At 35.5% G+C, this 19,281-nt stretch carries 25 protein-coding genes; 9 read left to right on the top strand and 16 right to left on the bottom strand.

Annotation, left to right across the window (positions count from 1 at the left end; all coding sequences use genetic code 11):
* Window positions 1-141: 141 nt before the first annotated feature.
* A complete protein-coding gene (locus tag ABMA70_RS02325) occupies window positions 142-462 on the bottom strand; it encodes a hypothetical protein (protein WP_103217369.1) in 321 nt (106 codons plus the stop codon).
* A gap of 109 nt (window positions 463-571) precedes the next feature.
* A complete protein-coding gene (locus tag ABMA70_RS02320) occupies window positions 572-1,186 on the bottom strand; it encodes a Crp/Fnr family transcriptional regulator (protein ID WP_392991781.1) in 615 nt (204 codons plus the stop codon).
* 129 nt (window positions 1,187-1,315) lie between these two features.
* Here ABMA70_RS02320 and ABMA70_RS02315 point away from each other — a divergent pair, with 129 nt between their 5' ends.
* Both ABMA70_RS02315 and ABMA70_RS02310 read left to right on the top strand, forming a co-directional pair.
* Window positions 1,316-1,723: a YeeE/YedE family protein gene (locus tag ABMA70_RS02315; RefSeq protein ID WP_392991783.1), complete on the top strand. Its 408-nt coding sequence runs from the start codon at window positions 1,316-1,318 to the stop codon at window positions 1,721-1,723.
* The gene (locus tag ABMA70_RS02310; RefSeq protein WP_392991785.1) at window positions 1,723-2,139 is read left to right on the top strand and encodes a DUF6691 family protein; all 417 of its coding nucleotides are present in this window, start codon (window positions 1,723-1,725) and stop codon (window positions 2,137-2,139) included. The genes ABMA70_RS02315 and ABMA70_RS02310 overlap by 1 nt, the downstream gene beginning before the upstream one ends.
* On the opposite strand, the gene ABMA70_RS02305 is transcribed toward ABMA70_RS02310, so the two are convergent.
* Both ABMA70_RS02305 and ABMA70_RS02300 read right to left on the bottom strand, forming a co-directional pair.
* A complete protein-coding gene (locus tag ABMA70_RS02305) occupies window positions 2,132-2,938 on the bottom strand; it encodes a sterol desaturase family protein (protein WP_392991787.1) in 807 nt (268 codons plus the stop codon). The two genes, ABMA70_RS02310 and ABMA70_RS02305, sit on opposite strands and share 8 nt — an antisense overlap.
* 12 nt (window positions 2,939-2,950) lie before the next feature.
* On the bottom strand, window positions 2,951-3,766 hold the full coding sequence (locus ABMA70_RS02300) for an alpha/beta fold hydrolase (RefSeq protein ID WP_392991789.1): 816 nt from the start codon (window positions 3,764-3,766) through the stop codon (window positions 2,951-2,953).
* Window positions 3,767-3,937: 171 nt separating this feature from the next.
* Between ABMA70_RS02300 and ABMA70_RS02295 the strand changes: the two genes are divergently transcribed.
* Entirely contained in the window at window positions 3,938-4,657 is a 720-nt protein-coding gene (locus ABMA70_RS02295; RefSeq protein WP_392991790.1) for a hypothetical protein, read from the top strand.
* Here the strand turns inward: ABMA70_RS02295 and ABMA70_RS02290 are convergent.
* The 3 genes from ABMA70_RS02290 to bfr form a co-directional block, all read right to left on the bottom strand.
* Window positions 4,654-5,094: a hypothetical protein gene (locus ABMA70_RS02290; protein WP_392991792.1), complete on the bottom strand. Its 441-nt coding sequence runs from the start codon at window positions 5,092-5,094 to the stop codon at window positions 4,654-4,656. The genes ABMA70_RS02295 and ABMA70_RS02290 overlap by 4 nt on opposite strands.
* Window positions 5,094-6,785, bottom strand: a complete 1,692-nt coding sequence (locus tag ABMA70_RS02285; protein ID WP_392991793.1) for a FecR domain-containing protein — start codon at window positions 6,783-6,785, stop codon at window positions 5,094-5,096. The genes ABMA70_RS02290 and ABMA70_RS02285 overlap by 1 nt, the downstream gene beginning before the upstream one ends.
* Window positions 6,786-6,864: 79 nt before the next feature.
* The gene (gene bfr, locus ABMA70_RS02280) at window positions 6,865-7,341 is read right to left on the bottom strand and encodes a bacterioferritin (RefSeq protein ID WP_103217361.1); all 477 of its coding nucleotides are present in this window, start codon (window positions 7,339-7,341) and stop codon (window positions 6,865-6,867) included.
* A 130-nt stretch (window positions 7,342-7,471) separates the two neighbouring features.
* Between bfr and ABMA70_RS02275 the strand changes: the two genes are divergently transcribed.
* Entirely contained in the window at window positions 7,472-7,705 is a 234-nt protein-coding gene (locus ABMA70_RS02275; protein ID WP_392991795.1) for a hypothetical protein, read from the top strand.
* An 80-nt stretch (window positions 7,706-7,785) separates the two neighbouring features.
* Here the strand turns inward: ABMA70_RS02275 and phnE are convergent, their stop codons facing one another.
* The 3 genes from phnE to ABMA70_RS02260 are packed head-to-tail and all read right to left on the bottom strand — an operon-like array spanning window position 7,786 to window position 10,620.
* Window positions 7,786-8,880, bottom strand: a complete 1,095-nt coding sequence (gene phnE, locus ABMA70_RS02270) for a phosphonate ABC transporter, permease protein PhnE (protein WP_103217359.1) — start codon at window positions 8,878-8,880, stop codon at window positions 7,786-7,788.
* 24 nt (window positions 8,881-8,904) lie between these two features.
* Window positions 8,905-9,666, bottom strand: a complete 762-nt coding sequence (gene phnC / locus ABMA70_RS02265; RefSeq protein ID WP_103217358.1) for a phosphonate ABC transporter ATP-binding protein — start codon at window positions 9,664-9,666, stop codon at window positions 8,905-8,907.
* 36 nt (window positions 9,667-9,702) lie between these two features.
* Window positions 9,703-10,620, bottom strand: a complete 918-nt coding sequence (locus ABMA70_RS02260; RefSeq protein ID WP_392991797.1) for a phosphate/phosphite/phosphonate ABC transporter substrate-binding protein — start codon at window positions 10,618-10,620, stop codon at window positions 9,703-9,705.
* Window positions 10,621-10,839: 219 nt separating this feature from the next.
* Between ABMA70_RS02260 and ABMA70_RS02255 the strand changes: the two genes are divergently transcribed.
* Window positions 10,840-11,100, top strand: a complete 261-nt coding sequence (locus ABMA70_RS02255; protein WP_103217356.1) for a hypothetical protein — start codon at window positions 10,840-10,842, stop codon at window positions 11,098-11,100.
* Between the two features lie 15 nt (window positions 11,101-11,115).
* Here the strand turns inward: ABMA70_RS02255 and ABMA70_RS02250 are convergent, their stop codons facing one another.
* Window positions 11,116-12,564, bottom strand: a complete 1,449-nt coding sequence (locus tag ABMA70_RS02250; RefSeq protein ID WP_392991799.1) for a hypothetical protein — start codon at window positions 12,562-12,564, stop codon at window positions 11,116-11,118.
* Here ABMA70_RS02250 and ABMA70_RS02245 point away from each other — a divergent pair.
* Window positions 12,563-12,808, top strand: coding sequence for a hypothetical protein (locus ABMA70_RS02245; protein ID WP_103217354.1), 246 nt, complete (start codon window positions 12,563-12,565; stop codon window positions 12,806-12,808). The two genes, ABMA70_RS02250 and ABMA70_RS02245, sit on opposite strands and share 2 nt — an antisense overlap.
* On the opposite strand, the gene ABMA70_RS02240 is transcribed toward ABMA70_RS02245, so the two are convergent.
* On the bottom strand, window positions 12,771-13,823 hold the full coding sequence (locus tag ABMA70_RS02240; protein WP_146037808.1) for a phosphatase domain-containing protein: 1,053 nt from the start codon (window positions 13,821-13,823) through the stop codon (window positions 12,771-12,773). The two genes, ABMA70_RS02245 and ABMA70_RS02240, sit on opposite strands and share 38 nt — an antisense overlap.
* A gap of 130 nt (window positions 13,824-13,953) precedes the next feature.
* On the opposite strand from ABMA70_RS02240, the gene ABMA70_RS02235 reads away from it, so the two are divergent.
* Entirely contained in the window at window positions 13,954-14,661 is a 708-nt protein-coding gene (locus tag ABMA70_RS02235) for an MgtC/SapB family protein (protein WP_103217352.1), read from the top strand.
* 3 nt (window positions 14,662-14,664) lie between these two features.
* On the opposite strand, the gene ABMA70_RS02230 is transcribed toward ABMA70_RS02235, so the two are convergent.
* Genes ABMA70_RS02230 through ABMA70_RS02220 form a run of 3 tightly spaced genes read right to left on the bottom strand, consistent with a single transcriptional unit; the run spans window position 14,665 to window position 16,446 of the window.
* The gene (locus ABMA70_RS02230; RefSeq protein ID WP_392991802.1) at window positions 14,665-15,840 is read right to left on the bottom strand and encodes a hypothetical protein; all 1,176 of its coding nucleotides are present in this window, start codon (window positions 15,838-15,840) and stop codon (window positions 14,665-14,667) included.
* Complete coding sequence (locus ABMA70_RS02225) at window positions 15,837-16,163, bottom strand: hypothetical protein (RefSeq protein WP_392991804.1); 327 nt, start codon at window positions 16,161-16,163, stop codon at window positions 15,837-15,839. The genes ABMA70_RS02230 and ABMA70_RS02225 overlap by 4 nt, the downstream gene beginning before the upstream one ends.
* Window positions 16,141-16,446 (bottom strand): hypothetical protein, encoded by a 306-nt coding sequence (locus ABMA70_RS02220; RefSeq protein ID WP_103217349.1) that lies wholly within the window; start codon window positions 16,444-16,446, stop codon window positions 16,141-16,143. Before ABMA70_RS02220 ends, ABMA70_RS02225 begins: the two co-directional genes overlap by 23 nt.
* A 277-nt stretch (window positions 16,447-16,723) precedes the next feature.
* On the opposite strand from ABMA70_RS02220, the gene ABMA70_RS02215 reads away from it, so the two are divergent.
* Window positions 16,724-17,647: a hypothetical protein gene (locus tag ABMA70_RS02215; RefSeq protein ID WP_392991806.1), complete on the top strand. Its 924-nt coding sequence runs from the start codon at window positions 16,724-16,726 to the stop codon at window positions 17,645-17,647.
* A gap of 15 nt (window positions 17,648-17,662) precedes the next feature.
* Complete coding sequence (locus ABMA70_RS02210; RefSeq protein ID WP_392991808.1) at window positions 17,663-18,532, top strand: hypothetical protein; 870 nt, start codon at window positions 17,663-17,665, stop codon at window positions 18,530-18,532.
* 14 nt (window positions 18,533-18,546) lie between these two features.
* Here ABMA70_RS02210 and ABMA70_RS02205 read toward each other — a convergent pair whose 3' ends face one another.
* Window positions 18,547-19,212 (bottom strand): hypothetical protein, encoded by a 666-nt coding sequence (locus ABMA70_RS02205; RefSeq protein WP_103217346.1) that lies wholly within the window; start codon window positions 19,210-19,212, stop codon window positions 18,547-18,549.
* Between the last annotated feature and the right edge of the window lie 69 nt (window positions 19,213-19,281).

The following is a 19,281-nucleotide window of genomic DNA, read 5'->3' as shown; positions in this document are numbered from 1 at the left end:
AAAGTTAATTAGTTAAACTAAATGCTTTTAGTTTCAAAAAATCTATAGAATTTCTTAAGGTTTTTACATAGATTTTGTTTGGGAAATAGAAAGGCCCAGATGAGACTGGGCCTTGAATATTTTTAAATATATAATTTTGACTTATTCAGCTGCAAAGTAGCCAATGTAATCTACCGAACATGTGTCTGGATCAACAGCAATTGCAGCATTAAACCAACCTGAGTGTTCAGAACCAATTGCAGAGTAGATAAGCTTATCTTCGTTGAATTGTGCTAGCTTATTTCCTCTTTCATTTAGAAGTTCGCTACCTTGAGTAAGGTACATTAGATACTTCACTTCTAGAGGGCGATCTGCTCTAATCTTTCTTTCAAGTTGCTTACTTACGGCATTGTCACAAGCGATTACGTTTGAGCTAATTGCTAGACATGAGATAAACGATAAAAGAGTAATTGCTAATTTCATAAAATGGCCTTTGTGTGGGTTACAGTTGGCCGCATCCTATCTAAATAGGGTGATATAGACAAGCTCTAGAGATTTTAAATGTAAAATTTGCTAAGAAATTAACAAGATCTTAATAATTCTCATTTGCGAATTTTAGTAGCTTCTGCTCATCAACGATCTCAATACTTCTGCCACTTTTAGTGATTAAACCTTGCGCCTCTAATTCACTTAAGATTCTTGTCACACTTTCAAAAGTTGATACCGCAAAGTCAGCGATCTCTTTTCTCGTCCAATTGTGTTCAGGATGCTTAAGTTTCAAGTAGACAAGTGCCTCAACAATTCTGGCCTTAGCTGATTTATCTGCCATTCCGGCCAGTCTTCTCTCTGCATTTCCTAGCTCTCTTGCGAGAATCTTTGTCATATTCTTCAAGAGGGCAGGGCTTTCAAGACATATATTGTCACACTGCTTACGATCGATGAGCATAAGCTTAGCTTTCGTCAAGCTAACTGAGTTTGCATGATAAGGAGTTTCTAGAAAGTATGAACGATGGCCAAAGATTTCCCCTGGCCCGTAAACTCTTAGGAAGCTCTCTTTTCCATTTTCACTATTGTAGTAGAGACCAATAATGCCTTCTTCTACAATATAGAGATATTGTGGGAATTCTGACTCTCTGTATATAACTTCACCTTTTTGATATTGGCGATAAATAGGTTGTTCAATATTGTTTAAGATTTCCTTAATCATGTTTTTCCAAGTTTGATGGCGATCAATGTTAATTTATAATCATTATATATAATTAATTTAACTTTGAAAGTCTTAGAAGACTCTTAAGAAGTAATACAAAGTAACGATATTTAACAAAAAGGTGAGTATATGACTAACTTTACATGGCCGCTTGTGGGCGGAATTTTAATTGGAGTAGCTGCAGCATTTTTGCTCTATTTTAATGGGCGAGTTGCGGGTATTTCTGGAATATTTTTTAACTTCCATAAGAAGAATGATGGCGGGTTTTGGAGAGTTTTCTTCGTCCTCGGTCTGTTGGCAGGTGGACTGATCGTTAAGTTTGTTAATCCTGATTTCTTCTCTTACGCACTAGAGCTCTCATATCCTAAGGCAATTATCGCAGGATTATTTGTTGGAGCAGGAACACAACTTGGTTCTGGTTGTACAAGTGGTCACGGTGTGTGTGGATTATCACGTTTTTCTAAGCGCTCATTTGTTGCAACTTTAACTTTTATGGCCGTTGCAATAGCAGTTGTTTCTTTAGTGGGGTTACTATAATGAAAAAATTTACAAGTTTACTAGCTGGAATCATATTTGGAATTGGGCTTACTGTTTCTGGTATGGTGAATCCGAAGAAAGTTATTGGCTTCCTTGATATCTTCTCTTTACAGGGAGGATGGGATGCTTCTCTTGCATTTGTAATGGGTGGAGCTGTTGTTATCGGTGTAATTGCAACCAAGTTAATTACAAAGCGTGGTGCACCAATCTGTGACACTCAATTTCATCTTCCGACAAATAAGATTGTTGATAAAAAGCTTGTTACAGGTGCCGCTTTATTTGGTATCGGTTGGGGGATTGCCGGGATTTGTCCTGGGCCAGCAATCGTAAACCTTATTAACCTATCAGCACCAATTATTGTCTTTGTTCTATCAATGGTGGCCGGTTCAATTCTTATACGTAAAGTAGTTAATTAGAAATTCTTTTTACTTTGCGAGTAAGGTAGTTTGTTGTGTCCTTATAAATACTAATCCATTCGTGAAATGCGACGAAAAAAGGATTATAGCTTTTTATAGGGACAGACCTGCCATATTTAATTTTTATCGATTCTTCTTCTTTTTGAAAACTTCCAAATAGACGATCAAAAATAATCAATATTCCACCAAAGTTTTTATTCTTATAGATATCGTTTCTACCATGATGAACTCTGTGGTGACTTGGTGTATTGAAAAGATACTCGATAAAGTTAGGAAGTTTTCGTATGACTTCTGTGTGTAGCCAATATTGATAGAATAGATTTAACGATAGAATTCCGAAAATTTCATCTGCTCTTATTCCAATCAATAATAAAGGAGATAGGAATATTATTTGCCCTGGAATAACTGCGCCCCAGCCTAGTCTTAAAGCTGCTGTTACTTGCATTACATTAGGAGTGTGATGTACAGAATGGCTTGCCCATAGAAGCCTTACTTGATGTGCTGTACGATGAAAAACATAATATGCGAAATCGACCAAGATAAAAACTAAGATTAGCCTTACTAAAGCAGGCATTTGAAAATCAAAGAATTTATACTTTTCTATATGTGATGCAATTAAAAATAGAAGAGGACTACCGATGAATTTTGTTAATAGTGAACCCGACATAACAATGAGAGAACATTTGGCCTCTTTCTTATATTCATCATTGTAGTCAATTATCTTTCTTCTTTCGATCACATATAATGTTGATAGGTATATCGTTAAAATGATTATTTGGTTTGCACTGATATTATTCATTTAATAATGTCCTCATTTTTCATCAAAGAAATCACTTGTGAGGTTGGCCACATACTTTCTATCTTGAATATGACAGAAGTGATCCGTATTTTTTATTTTATGAATTGAAAGGTTGTCATTAATTGATATTAGGTCTTGTATATTTGAGTAAGGTGTAAAGATATCATATTCACCCGTAAAACAGAGGGTCTTGCAGGTAGGTACTTTAAGCTCTTTCGTTTTATTTTTTAGAGTGTAACAACTAAGTAATTGTCTTTTAAAATCATCTTCGTTTAACTTGCTAAGTGTATAGCTAAGTAACTTTCTAACGAAAAAAAAGTTTTTTATATTACTCTTCTCTCCATGGTTTAATAAGGTTTCCAGAGTTTGATTCTTTAAAACTTCTTTATCATTAATAAATGAACTATTAATGATATTATCGATATATTCGTGACCTCGTTGGCTTATTGGCCCAAATGCTGCTAGAACACATTTTTTGATATTCAATTTCGATTGAGTAATGGAGTTTGCGTAAATCCCACCAAAGCTCGAACAGATTAGGTTAATATTCTTATAACCAAGATCGGAAAGTATATCTGATATTCTCTTGGTAACTTCATCTATATCGATTTGTTTATTAGTAAAATACTTATCTGGTATTTTCGAAAATTCAAATATGATTGTATTTTGCTTCTTTGTGAATTCTTTTAAAGCTGATTCAATATTTTTGATATTTTGGAGAGCTCCTCCTATATACAAAACAGGAGTCGAGTTATCAGCTTGTGTTTTCTCAATAAATGCAAATTTGTATTCACTACCATCATTAAAATTGAAGGTTTCAATATTCATGGCCCATCCGTAAAAAGTAAATTTTTATCAATATTTATTATTAACTATTGTCTAATGTCAAGTATTTATATTTAACTTGGGACTGTGTAAAGGGTAGGTCGTTGAATAAAATATATTGTTTTAATATAGTAAAATTAGCTTGCTTGAATTATGATGATCTTAAGAAAATTTATGGAATATTCACTCTCTGATCTAAATGTAATTATATATGTAGCTTTTACTCTTTTAGCTGCTCTGTACTATCTTGCATTAAGCTTTCATGCTTTACGAGTTAAGCTAATTTTTAAATCGACTTTGCCAATTGAAAGAATGCCTTTTTATCAAGGGATGATTTGTTTTCTTATTACTTCTTTGGTTTTTGTTCCCATGTATTCTGATTATAAGATTGGAGTTACTCTTCTTATTTTCTTCTTCATTTTTCTTGCTCGTCTAGATTTGTGGAGTATCTTAAGCAATATTCTAAAAGAACATAGTCTACTTATAACGATGTATAAGATAGTGGTTTACTTGGCCCTTTTTATTTTTGGGATTCATTTCTTTCTGTATTTAATTGAGGGCAGTGGTGCATGTTGTATAAGTGATGATGTACTTTCAAAGACAACTAATGAGCTCACAAAATTAATCATGCCATTTAATATGAGTAAACTCTTAACAGCATCTTATCGTGTCGTCGCTTTTTTGAGTTTATTAGTCTATATTCGCTTTGCTTATCTTGCATACAAAAAAGCCGACAAATTCTTACTTGTCGGCCTTTGTGTCAATATCATTTATTATTCGTATTTCTTTTTAAACTTTATTGTTTTTCACAAGTACTGGATTCCAATTTTTTATCTCGCTGATCTTATAATTTACCTCGCACTCATAAAATTCAGCAGAAAGAAATTGAGCTAGTTACACTTTCCAAGTTCAAAATTAATTGTTCCGTATCCGTTTATGCAAGTCGAGCAGGTCATATATGCCTTAACCTGATCACCGGGAGCTATCGAAACATTTACATTACCACCAGGAAATGGAATTCCTGCTGTAATTAGAGAGTTATTTAAGACAACATCAAATGTCGCAGAAGATACATCTCCTGAGTCCAGTCGAATATAAACATTCTCAATACACCAGTACTGTGAGGAATTAAAGCCTTCCACATCTGTTGCACTTGTCCCAACTTGGTTTTGAATTCCAAAGTACCAGTTTAAAGTTGTATCTGCATTGAAAAATTCAAAAGAGAGTACGGCCCTATTGTCATTTTCAAAAAGGTAGGCATTACCATCAGCATCTGTTTTAAAACATGATGATAAACTAAAAAGTACTGTAATTAATAATAGCGCTCTCATTAAAACTCCATTTCATATAAGACGCTAAAGTCTTTATTTTTAACGATAATATCTTGTGCAATAAATTCGCGGTGTAAGAAATTAAATAAGAGGGCAGTAGACTTCGAAAGATGTCTTCTCGCTCCTAGTTCAAAACCTTTTCCTGAGTAGATGGCAATATTTGGATGATGAGTATCAACAATATATGAGCGGTAATTTGTTAGGAATGTCCAATTATCACTGTAGTCATATTCAGCACCAAATTTAACATAAGGTGCAAATTGTGTTCTTTGATCCATTACTGGAGTTAGGCTTGTTTCAAATCGTGCAACTAGAAACATTTCGTCATTCATAAAATAACCTGCTGTAAGTCTGAAGCGATTATTTAATCGGTAATAAGCTTGAATTCCTAGCTCAAATGTCAGAATATCATCATCCATTTCTTCCGGTTCTAGTTTATCTCGATCCATGAAATAGGCATGAATTCCAAAGATGTAATCAAGGTATAGTTGTTGATTTAAAACATGACGGTAATGTCCAATAATATCAGCACCAAGTCCGATATAATTGTCATCATCACTTCCATTCATATTTCCCATCGTCGCATAATTCATTTGCTTGGCACTAATTCCTGTTTTAAGTCCCCAAGAATTTTGCATACCTGCTAATTTGGCAGCACCTGTATAAGGGCGGTGGTCTACAACTTCATGACCTTGAACTTCTTTGTATTCAATTTTGTCATTAAGTTTTTTGACAACTTCTTTTGTCTCATCATCTTGCTTAGTTGCAACAAAGCCTTTCTTTTTGTCTAGCTCGATTCCATTGGCAGCAACAAATTGCCCTGTGTTCTTATCAACACTCCCAACATCAAGTGACTCGTCTTGGATCGCTGGAATAAAAATCGCAGAATCAAGATCGACGATAGCACCATTTTTTGGAACTTCGTCTTCTTCAACATCCTTGCCATAAAGATCTGTGATCTGTTTCTTACTAAGATCCTCTGTCGTTGCTTTTTGGATATCGCTTCTTTTCACACTTTCTAAATTCTCATTCTTTTCAAGTGCTATAAGCTGGCTTGGGTTAACTTTTTGTGGTGGAGTTTCGTCATATAGGTGTGCATATGTTGTTGATGCAGTCCCTTTTTTAACAATCGTAACATCATCGCGGTCAAGATTGTCTCTAACGGTTTTTTCAGGATCAATACTCTCACTATTAATTTTCTTAACAGCTACTTCTCCCTCAAGAGTGACAACAGAAGTTGCTTGGTTTTCTTGGCTGACGACTGTAACAAACTCAGTTCCTCGAACACCTAAGGCCATTGTTTTTGTTTTGATATAGACTTTATTAAATGCGCTATGGCCCTTAGACTTTTTGGCCGGAACAATCTTAGATCGCATCTTTCCGTTTAGAACCTGAATAATACTTCCTGATTTCTTTTCCACTTTTGTGAGTTCGATTTTAGAATTTGGCCCAACAACAATATAACTTCCGTCATCTAGAATCTCAATTTTCACAAATGAGCGAAGTCTAGTTACAATAGAAGTATTTTCTTTTAGTAATTGTCCCTTCTTGATCCAAGTTGCTTGCATGGCACCAGGTGGAAGTTGTGAAACTTCTCCTCGTATATTTACAACTTTTGCAAAGGCGGCAATTGCATTGGATTGAATAAAACTCAAAGAAATTAAGAGAAATGATATTTTAATTAGATTCATAAAAGTAAACATCCGTGTTTAATTAATTTATCTAATTATAAATAAAAAACAGGTGAATGTTTACTTTTTTTTACTTTCTTTAAACAGATTCAGATGCAGTCTGTAGATAATTTTGTAAACCAATTTTATCAATTAGTGAAAGTTGAGTTTCTAGCCAATCGATATGATCATTTTCAGTATCTGAAAGTAGTCCCAATAGTAGGTCTCTTGAAACATAGTCATTAACAGACTCACAGAGGGCGATTGCCTTTCTAAGTAATTTACTATTTTCAACTTCATACTGAAGCTCATCAGATAATAATTGCTTCACATCACGACTTGGCTTGTATGGAAGACGCGTTCCTAACTCAGGTAGGCCCTCTAAGAAGATAATTCTTTCAATTAGCTTGGTTGCGTGAATTGTTTCATCATCTTTTTCATGATCAATGCGCTCATATAATTTAGTCAGTCCCATGTCTTGAAAAAGGCGTGAATGAAGGAAATAGAGATCAATGGCCGATAGCTCTTGTGTTAGTAACTCATTAAAAATAGTGATAACTTCTTGATTTCCTTTCATTTTTTCTCCTTTTATAAAGCATACATGAAAGCGGTTCTTTTTTAAATACAATAATAGTTGAGTAATACGCTAAAGTTATTCTTAAGATTATCCGATAATTTTACTACGTGATTAGGACGTAGGAGGAATTATGAAAAAGTTAATGGCCATGGCCGTATTAGGGCTTACGCTCGCTTCTTGTGGGACATCCCCCCAGCGAGACATTGCATCGGTAGAGGGTGCTTGCTCACTACAAAAGCATCCAGCTAAGAATCATTATCGTATCTTGATAAACGATAAACCTCATAGCCAGTTTTGGTATACAAAAGGTGATGCGCTTAAGATTCAAGACTCATTTTCTAAAAAAGGAATGTGTGAAAACTAAGATTTAATTATTTAGGGAGAGAAATAAAAAGGCCCGCGGATGCGGGCCTTCTTTTGTATTGAAATATTGATTTATCAGTTCTACTTGATTGCTTCACGAATCTTAGAAGATAGCCAGTCCATGATCCAAACAATCGCTGCAATAACGATTACTAGAAGACCAACTTCATTCCATTTCGCTAGACCTTGGTACTGCATTAGCATTGTACCAATACCACCACCACCAACTAGACCAATTACTGTGGCCATACGTACGTTGATGTCCCAACGGTAGATTGAGAAAGATAGGTATGGAAGAACGATTTGTGGAACAACACCAAACCAGATTACTTGAACTGGGTGTGCACCTGTTGCCATCATTGCTTCAATCGGTCCATTAGAAACGTTTTCAATTTGCTCAGAGTATAGCTTCGAAAGTGAAGATACAGAGTGAAGACAAAGTGCCATCATACCAGCGAAAGGTCCAATACCAACCCATACAGAGAAGATAATCGCCCATACTAGTGGCTCAATTGAGCGTGAAACGTTTAGAAAGAATCTAACAACAGAGTAAATTGTCATTGTTAGACGAGATCCATTCATTAGGTTTCTAGCTGCAAAGAACGCTAGAACAAATGCAATTGGAAGTGCTACGGCCGTTGCAATGAAGGCCATGTAGATCGTTTCAATTGCTGCAAAAAGAGCTTCTTCAAAAATTGCAAAGTTTGGTGTTAAAAGAGCTGTAAAGATTCTCTTAGCACCAGTCATTCCTGATTCAGAAAGGAATTCATAAATTGAAATTTGTGAAACATAAATACTAGCAATAAATGTTAGTGCTACTGTTGCAATAAGTACGAATGAGAATGGCTCTTTCATAAATAGAGTGTTCTCATCTCTTTTCATAATACCAGTTAATCCGCGTCCAAGAGACATTTTAGTTGTGTAAAGAGCTGCTGCTACTACAAAACCTGCCCCAAGAGCGATTAGTGGTTGGTTCCAAGAAAAATCTGGGTAACGTAGACCAAGAATTAGTCTCTCCCATACGATCTTCCATGAAACAAGAATCATGTATGACCAAAGAAGAAAATCGATTAAGAAAGAAAAGAAATTCATCTTAACTTTGTATGATGTGTACTCTTCTCTTGGTTTTGGTAAGTTATTAACTTGCGTATCTGCCGTTTGAGTCGTCGTTGTCATTATTTAATCCTATATCCAAAAAACTTAGTTAATTGTTACTTCTACAGCGTCTTCGCCATAAATTGTCTGGAACCATTCTTCGTTAATATCAAGTGGTTGACCTTCATAGATCAGCTTTCCACCTTTTAGAGCTACTACGCGTGATGCGTATTCTCTAACAAGTGATAAGAAGTGAAGGTTACAGATAACTGTAACACCAAGTTCTTCGTTAACTTTTTTAAGGTATTGCATAACAGAGTGAGAAGTTGCAGGGTCAAGAGACGCAACTGGCTCATCAGCAAGAAGAACCTTAGGGTTTTGCATAAGAGCACGAGCAATAGCTACACGTTGTTGCTGACCACCTGAAAGATTGTCTGCACGTACGTTTTCTTTACCTTCAAGACCAACAATCTTGATGTATTCCATTGCTTTTTTCTTATCTTCTTCAGAGTAGATACCAAGTACCGACTTGATAACTCCTGTTCTTGCAAGTGTTCCAGAAAGAACGTTAGTCATAACAGTTCTTCTTGGGATTAAGTTAAAGTGTTGGAAGATCATCCCGATGTGTGAGCGTGCAGTTCTCATTGCACTACCCTTAAGTTTAGTGATGTCTTGTCCTTCGAAGATGATCTCTCCACTAGTAACGTCGTGAAGACGATTCATACATCTTAGCATTGTCGATTTCCCAGAACCTGATAGACCGATAATTACTAGGAACTCGCCTTTGTTAACGTTGAAGCTAACGTTGTTTAGGGCGTGGCATCCGTTCGGATAAACTTTGTTAACATTTTTAACTTCTAGAATCATTTTTATTCTCTCTTTATTTAATAAAGTAAAAAACTACTATTTCTTGTTAAGTTGTTCTTCAAGATTGATATTTAGTGTTTTAATTACGTTTCTTAGTCCATCGTAATCTGCATCAGTTGTATCAACTAGGCCACCTACACTGTAAATATTTTCGAATACATCTTTTCCATCTGGAGTAGCGATGTATTTCTTAACTGCAGCAATAAAGCTTGCTGTTACGTCAGCTGGTAGATCTTTTCTAAATACGAATGGATCGTTAGGAATTTTTTCAGTGATTTGAACGATTTTTACTTTATCTTCAACATCTGGGAATTGAGTTTTTACGCGTGAACGAGCGTCACGGATTGTTCCATCTTCTGAAGGAGCAGAGTAGTAAGTTGCACCAGCATCTACTTGTCTTTGGTATACCATTGTTACAACGTTGTCGTGCTTAATAGCAAAAGTTGTGTTTCCTGGTTTTACATTGTTTTCCATCATGATTTTTAGTGGGAACATGTATCCTGAAGTTGATGAAGGGTCAGTGTATGCAAATTTCTTACCTTCAAGATCTTTAATTGAGTTAATTCCACTGTCTACGTGAGCAATGATTTGCCCTTGGTAGTAGTCGTGTCCATAACGAAGAACTTTTAGCTTTGCACTTGCACCATATTTTTCATTTGCCATTAGGTAACCGAAAGAGTTCATGACAGCAATATCAGCTCTTTTTGAACCAAAAGATTCAACAACTGAGATATAGTTTGTTGGAATACCTGTCTTGAAGTAAAGACCAGTTTCTTTCTCTAAGAATTTGATAAAGTGAACTGAATTCGACGCAATAGTGTCTGCATCAACTGATGGTGTAAAGTAAAGTTTAACAGGATTATCTTTACTTCCTAGTTTCATATCTCTCTTACAAGAGATCCCTGTCGTTATTGCTAGTACAATGCTCATTACCGCAACAATTGTGTGTTTCATTTGTTGTTCTCCTCGTATATTGAATCCTAATATATAGAAATCTAAAAAAATCTAACATTTTGAAATTACGCTCTTTTAGCATGAATAAGACAGTTTTTTAATGTCAACCTAATCACAATTATAATTATCTTTAAAAACTGAATAATTTCAGTAATTTATCTTAGGTAGTTTTTATAATATTTAGTCTTTGTCTAATTTAAACAAGGTTATAATAAGAACATGGCGTTAAATATCAAAAAACTCGAAAATCCCGTGCGTCCAACTGATCAAATAAGCTCAGATCAGACACGTGTGAAGCGGCTTCATAAAGGTTGTGATGGATCAAAAAATTTTGATGAGAGCAATAATGATAGTAAGCGTATGTCATTGATAAAAAGCTTTGTAGAGGAGCTCTACGAACGCAAACGCTCTGTGAAAAAGAAGCTAAAAGACAAAAAAGAGAAGATGAATGAGGCCATCAGAAGGCTAAATATTCTCTAATTTCTTTGTGCGCCACTACAGTCCTGATGTCGGGCAGAAATCAAGGTGGTTTGGCCTTAGTAAAGTTGTTTTCTTTAGGGCCTGGTGTGGGAATTTTCCAAGTTTTGATTCCGTAAAAATCACTCTTTTAAGCTCTTTTGGGCCATCGATTAAATGAATTTTTTCGTCCATAAGGATCTGCAGCCTTTGCATTAGTATAAGTGCTAAATCTCTATGGTAGTCATCTAAGGATGGATATAATTTTATCAAATTTTGTAGAATGTATTGTTGTGTTTCTTTATGCGACTCAAAAATATACTGGCAGGCCATAAAAGTAAGTTCAAGCTTTGAGATAAGCTTCTTTTGATTTCCATTTCCTGACATCTTTTTGGCAAAAACAATGGCCAGTTGCAATTGATGATAACACTCTTCCGAAAGATTATTGTTAAAAGCTACTTGCGCGTTGTTGAGGTAGTTTTTTATCGTAAATATTTCTTTAAAAACTTTTGTAACTTTTTGTTTCTTTGAAACAACTGTGAAAGTCGATTTAAAGAGATCACAGTAGTGAATTTGCTTTATTTCAAATTTCTTTGAATCAAAAATTGAAAGATAAATATCACCTGAATTAATCGTTAAGGCCGAGATTGTCGTCGGCCAATGTTTCTTCTTAAATGTATCAAGATGGTATTTAAAATAATCTTTTTCAGTCCTTTCTTTGCCGTCATAAACATGAACTTCTTGGCCATCAATAGCAACAACTCGGTAATTACCACCAGCATCCTTTATATGGAACTCCCAGTGGAAAACAAGCTCTTGTTCTTTTAAGAATTTTACGGCCTCATTAATATCGTTGAAACCTAATAAAACAACTAGGGCCAAGTAGCTTGCGCTCATTCCCTTATAGTTGATCTTTAATGCATCTCTTTGCACTAGTTGGACACTTAATCCCGCTTCATTAACACCACCATATGTTGCAAAAGGTGACATTAGGTTTTGAATAACGATGGCCTCAAGGTTTTGTCCGGACTTGAAATGAACAAATCTAATTTTGTCATTGAAAGTCTCTTGGATTGGAGTATTGATTAACTCAATTGGAGAGTTCGCTTCTAAGTGATAATCTTTTATCCCTTCAAAGACAGCACTTGGGTTATTTAAGTACTCATGCATAAAGCTTAAATAAAGTGCGTCTTTTGGACTGATACCTAGGCCTTGAGCGTAGCTAGTTATTAGCTTATGATACGACTTTCTATAGTATTCATCCGAATGGTCTTTTAAAAAAGTACTTTGGTGGGCAAATACCTGACTAAAGAGTTTGTGAATTGCGCCTTTTAAAATATTTGGCCCAAAATATGAGCTTTCTCTCAAATTACTCCAGGCAAGTTTTACATCTTCCTTATCGAGGGCGGCCAATTGGTAAATTGATTCCTCTAAATTGTCGAAGAGTTCTATGTATAGTGGAGAATTTTCTTTAAATGGAGCGCTCATGTCTAATATTTTAAGTTCACTTGTTAATCCTAGCAATCAAACTTTTATTGCCGTATGTGTTGCCTTGTCTGGTCTTAGAGTGGCCATTGAGTTAACTAGATTCTCACCGGCCAACTGGCCTATTTCAAAACAATTTTCTAAAAACTTTGGTGAAGATTTCACTCAAAGGTTTCATAAAGTAGGTCTATATATTTGTATTGGACAAATTATTTTGTGGGCCCCTGAGCTTCTATTTGCTTCTTAGTCTCACTTTCATTTGCTAGAAGATTTCCATCATATAACTCAATCTTTCCATGGTAAGAGTTGAACGGAGCGCGAATATTTAGCTGCGATTCATTGCCTTTTTTTCTAATGTAAATCTTCACTTCTTTATCAAGCCCATGGTGTTTTACATTATCCTTGATTTGAAAAATCTTATTTAAGAAAAGTCCGTTTTGACGTGCTGTAACTTTAAAGTCTTCCACTCTTTTTAGCTCATTCCAAAGCTGTCTCGGCTCAACTCGGCCGGATAACAGCTCAGAGAATGTTAGATAAATTAATGGGTCTGACTCAAAATTATCTCCCATTAAAACAACAGAAGATGGAATATCTGTCATGTTAACGATATCGAGTAAGTGGCCTAGCTTATAAATTCCTTGAGTCTTGATATCTTTTGGAGTTAGGTCATTTTCTAATATAGAAAGAATGCGGCGATAATCTTTTAGAAAGATACCGGCCGTGAAAATTTCATTAGCGTATAGCCAGTCACGAATTGCATCTTCATAAAAGTGTGGAGATGCTGAAAGAATAAATGGGTGATATCCCATTTCAATATATGACTTAAGAAGTTTCACTGAATTATCTAATGTTGGATAATTCTTTAAAGGACTTGTTAACGAGTCATAGATTTCACTTGGCTTCGAGTATTTTGTTTCAACAAGCGTCTTATCAAAGTCACAGATAATAATTTTTCGATTATCTGTAATCTTTAATGGGATGAAGGTCCCAAGATGTAACTCAAGCCCTGGGTATTTAGAAATTTCGTAGGCTTCAATCTTTGCCAAGCAATCCTTGCAATCTCTAGGAAGAGGTATCTTGGCAAGCAGGCCTCCATATGAATCTGTTTCTAAGTTCTTTGTGAAGAGTTCTTTGTTATTTTGATCTAAGGCCACAACCTTAATTTCGAACTCATATGCCCTAAGTAATTTATAAGCTTGAATAGGAAAACGCGCTTCAAATTTTTCAAAGTCCTTATTCTTCGAATACAAATTTTCACTCATTGTGAAGTCTGCCTTGAGATTAAGGTAGTTATTCGTCTGAATAGCTAAAAAATTTACGGCCTTGGCCCTTTTCAACTGATAAATCCTTGTTAAAATAGACTTTAGTTTATTTTATTCCACAAGAGGTTATATGTATATTGAATTCATTGGAGAGCAACCAGTTTATATTTCGATGGGCATCAAAGTTGTTTGCTCAATCTTTCTAGGTGGCTTTATCGGATATGACCGTGAACAGAAGATGAAATCTGCTGGGATAAAGACGAATATGTTGATCTGTCTAGGGGCAGCAACATATACATCTCTTAGTGTTCTGACCATGAGTGAGCATATGGGCACGGTGGCCGATCCCAATCGGATGGCCGCGCAAATTGTAAGTGGTATCGGTTTCTTGGGTGCAGGGGCCATTATACAAGGCCGTGGTAATGTTGTAGGGATGACGACTGCAGCTACTGTATGGGTTGTTGCTGCTATTGGGATGACTGTTGGATTTGGTTATCCTGTGATTGCTAGTTTGATTACAATTTCACTTTTTGCAGTTCTGCGTCTTATTAACCCAGTTTATCGTATGCTTGAGTCTGAGAAGGCCAAGCAAAACTTCTATATTGAAGTGCTTTCAAATGGTCGAATTCGTGGACATGTTAAGGAGATTCTATACTCAAGAGTTGAGGATATTGAAATTGTAAGTGAAGAAGTTCTTGATGCTGTATCAGACGAAAGACTTCTAACTTTAAATGTTCAGCTTCACCCTCGTTGGGTTGCTCCGATTAAGCGTGAAATTAAAACGCTCATTCGTGTGAATAAGGTTGAGTTTCACCAAAGAGATCGTGATATTTTATAAGAATTATCTTTTTGCAATACGATAGGTAAGAGTCGAAGTTTCAAGATCGTAATTTCGACTTACCTTAGTTCCATCGAGAATTTCTGGTACATCAAATTGTCTAACTAAACTCTCTGAACGTTTTGACTTGAAAGTGTTTCCATTTTCTTCAACACGCTGATCGAATTTTCTATTCTGTGTAACTGTAATGCCACGCTCTTGAGCATTGATATGAATAGTTTCTTCTTCGTGCTTAGGCACTTCAATAGAGAAGTAGTAAAAGTTCTGATCACTTTTAATGTTAGGCTCTAGCTTTGTAATATTGTAAAAGCTATCTTGGCCTTTTTCTTGGATCGTTTCCTTGGCCTTTGTATAATAACTCTTAAGAGCATTTAACTCTTCATCTATTTTTGTTTTAAGGCGCCCCATTCTGCCTTGGTGTTCCTTTTGAAGATCCGCATACTTTTTTTCGAAGGCATCTTTTCTGCTTTTTACAGTATCCTCGTGGAATGCTTTTTGGCTTTTTAGCTCATTTTGTTGAAAAACATCTGTTTGAGTTAGCTTGAAATGGTGATCGCTTTTTAGCTTAGACATCTCTTTGCGTTGCTCTCTTTCAAGGTCTTTAACGGTTGTCGAATTTTCTTTTGATAATTTATCAACACGTTGATCGAATTGTTTATTAATTCGTTGAATAAAGCCATCATTTCTAACGGAAATTTCATTGGCGAGATTCTTGGCCTTTGCTGTCTCGTCAATAATGAACTCTTCATTGTCGTACTTAACCTTTTGGGCCAATTCGTTGACAGTATTTGATGTATCCTCAAGATCGTCACGACCTCTTTGATGGACATATTCTAATTGTTGCTGATAGTTGTCTCTAATGGCAGCAATATTGGCATCTGTTTGAAGTTTTGTATGTTTTTCTTGCTTTGCAAATTGTTGACCAGTTTTTTCAAGACTATTTTTTATTTCATTAAGCCTGGCCTCTTTATGATTGAGTGATTCGATGATAGCTACTTGGTTTTGATCACGTACTGAATCTAGTTTTTCTTCTCCGATAATTCTTTGATCACTTGCCATCTGATTATAGTTTTTACGGATTGATTCAATTTCTTGTTTTTTATCTTTAATAAGGCGTTCGCGCTCATTTTTAAGCTTTAAGTTCTGCTTACTAAATTGGTTGCTATCTTCAATTCTCATAGTGCGCCGTTATTTCCTTGCTCTTGTGCTTCTTCTGGATTTGTTACATCCATTAGCTTGGCAAGCGGTGCTGCACAAACTGGATCGCCACCAGTATGACCTTTACACATCCAAGTGTTAAGGAGGTTGACGCGAATAGAGCGATTGCCTCCGTGGTACTTTACATATGAATTTGGATCAAGTGTTGAAGTAATGATCACACTCGCTGGCCCTCTCGGATTTAGACGTGAAGAGACCATGTACTGATAGACTCGGTATTCAGCATTAGCGCTTAGAGCGATTGTTGCAATGATTAATAGCTTATTGAAGCTGTGGGTTAGCATCTAAGATCTTTCCTTCTACCATTTCAACTAATGCACGAGCGACGATGTATTGGTCAATCTCATCAAATGTTGAAAAGAGAACGCGTTGTTTTTCTAGGTTATTGTGTGATGAAATTTTCTTAAGCAGGGACTTTGCTTTAAGGCGTTGAGCTTTTGTCATTCGAATCTCTTCGAAATCACTTCCCATTGCAATATCTTCAAATAATGGGAAATATCCATTTGCACCAAAGTCGATTAATCTCTTAATTGAATCATAGCGTTTTAAAAATCCTAACTCGATCAACTCATTCCTCCTGAATTTCGCTTTGAAATTTTTCGTGAAAATCTCTAGAGTTATTTTATAAATTTTAGGGACTATTTGGCAGACGGCATACATTTCCTTTGATGCTATACGTATTTTCAGGTTAATTTATGAACGCGCTCGGGCAAGTTACTGTTATTTTTAAAGTACTTGATGCTTGCGGTAGGTTATGCACGCATTGAAATTAAGAAAATATAAAGATACAATTAAGTAGACGCTAAGAAGGCGTTAAATTTTCAATGAACAAGGAATGTTTTTGATGAATATCTTAACAGCTGCAACCCTGGCAATTTTATTCAACTTTTCTGCTCTCGCATTGGTGGACTATTCACCAAAGTCATCATCTAGTAATGGTGGCTCTTATAATCCTGTGACAACAAGACCTAGTGCTCCTGCTAGAAGTGAAAGAAGTGTTTCTCGTGCACAAACATCTAGCTCTAGCTCTGATTTTTGGGCCTTTTTACCAGAGTATTATGATTTCTCACTAGGCTATGTTGCAAATAAATCATTCATTACTGATGAAAATATAAATTTTGTAAATTTTAATTTAAAGATGGGATTTGCTCACGGCATCTTTATCGACTTATCTGCTAGGGGAGCTCAGTCTTTAGAAACTTCTGAATTTGAACAGGCCAATTCAGGTGTTAAGCTTGGCTTCAATTGGCTTGAAATTGGTAATGATTATAATAAGCTCATTATCGATACATACCTAGGGATGAGATTTAAAGGTGATAGTGAATTTTCAACACAAAGAAATGATCGTCTTTTAGGAGTTTCTACAGAAAAACGCTTTGGTGCCGTTGCGCTTGGTGTTGATTATGAAAGAGTTTTTGCAGACACTCTTGATAATGACGAAGAAATGGCCGTTGGTGACATCTCACATATTAAGGCCAACCTTGGAATTATGGTTTCACATGAAATTCAATTCCTTTTGACTTATGGGGAAGTAAAGGTCTCTTCAAGTGATTTCTTTACTGCTAATTCTCTAAATTCTGACTTAAAATATTCATACTTAATGCCTCAAATGTTTCTTCGTATGTCACGTTCTGTTCGTTTAAATATGGGAGCAGGTTTTCAGGTGAGTCGTCCAGATACTTCTGTTTTAAATGAAACGACTAAACTTTGGGATCTTCCTGTATTGTACGGGAATACGCTATTTGCTGGGCTTAATTTATCAATTTAAAAATAGGATACTTCATTGTTAATTTCAGATAATATTTACTACTGCAAGAATTGTAAAAAAGTTGTTCCATCTATCGAAGATTTACTCTTTGTTGAAGATGGTTCTAATCTAAGTTTTTGTAGTGAAGCATGTATAGAAAAATTTTATTCACCGCTAATTGACTACTTCACAGGTAAGATTGAAAAGAAGAGAAAAGATCTTAATATCGTTGATGAGCCTGCTTTAGAGGCCCTTGAAAATCCTGCTTTTGTTGATCGTGTGCTACATAAACCTGATGAGATATGGCGCTTAGAAAATGATCTTAAAGAAGAAATTTTTACTTTTATTTCTAAAGTTAATCATAAAGGTGAAGATATCCATTTAATGGCCATTTGCTTTGTTTTTGATCATACGCCTTCATTCGTGTTGGCATTAACGGCAACTGCCAATGATTATTTTGTGCAAGACTTTCAAGTTGGAGAAGAGGTTGAATCACTTGAAGATTACCACCGTGAAATAGAGAGTAATTCAATTTTAGACTCAGAAGATTTTGAGCATATTGAACTTAAAAAGTCTAAATTACTCGCTGAGATGATGATTCATCGAAAAGAGTTCGATATACCATTTGAAGATTTCACTCTTTATATGGACTATTTAAAGCCTACAATTGAGTCTTACGATGAGCTTTACGTTTTCAAAGACGAAGATGATGAAGAGGCCTTTGCATACTTTAAGGCCTTCGAAAAAAGTGGTGTTAGCTTCTTCTATATTGCACTTTGTACAAAAATAGAAAAAGAAGAGCAAAGCTTGATTGTTCCAATTATTTCATTTCCAACGATTGATGGGGATTTGTCGAATTCATATAAAACAGGCAAGCTCGTTGATGGAAATAAGCTTGCCCATTAATTAAATTATTTTTTTTAGAATGATTTGTAGAAATATTCGCCCTTAGATTTAAAGGCGTCACAATATGTTCTATCGTTGTATAGATCAACATTGATTGAACACATGAAGTAGGCATCGTAAGAGATTAGCTCACGATTAAATGGAGAAGGGAATTCATAGCTTTTCTCCTTCATGACCATTACACCGTTGATTCTAAATTGTTGATAGCGTCCGTAATCACGATTCTTAGTTAAGTTAAATAATGAAATTGTCCCAGAGCTATTAATGTACTTACATTGGGCAGAACCAAGATAAATTGAATTTCCTGAGGCCTCTGAAGTTGGTATGACACAAACTCTAGAATTTGTATCAGGGTTTTTTAGTTGGACATAGATTTGAGTTTCGTTAGTGCGAGACTGACAAATTGTATTTGGTCCAAGGTGACTATTTGAAGTATTTGCAAATCCTGTCTGACCATCAAGAGACCAGCTACAGTGAGCAATTGCACTTGGAATATTTGCATTTGAACCATTTGAAGTTGAACTTCCTGAATCATCAATATCAATGACTGAAGAGCCTCCTCCTGATCCAACACTAGAGCCTGAACCAGAGCTATTCGTATCATAGATTGAGCGTGTCTCTCTTGGTGCTACACAAGAAGTAAGGGCCATGATTGCTGTGATAAAAATTAGTTTTTTCATTCAATTCTCCGAATTAATCACCTAACTTATCGGTAATTTTGAAAAAATATTAATTTTTTCATGTAGTTT

Source organism: Halobacteriovorax sp. XZX-3, from assembly GCF_043196495.1.
Lineage (GTDB): Bacteria > Bdellovibrionota > Bacteriovoracia > Bacteriovoracales > Bacteriovoracaceae > Halobacteriovorax_A.
This window is presented reverse-complemented; position numbering and strand designations above follow the sequence as displayed.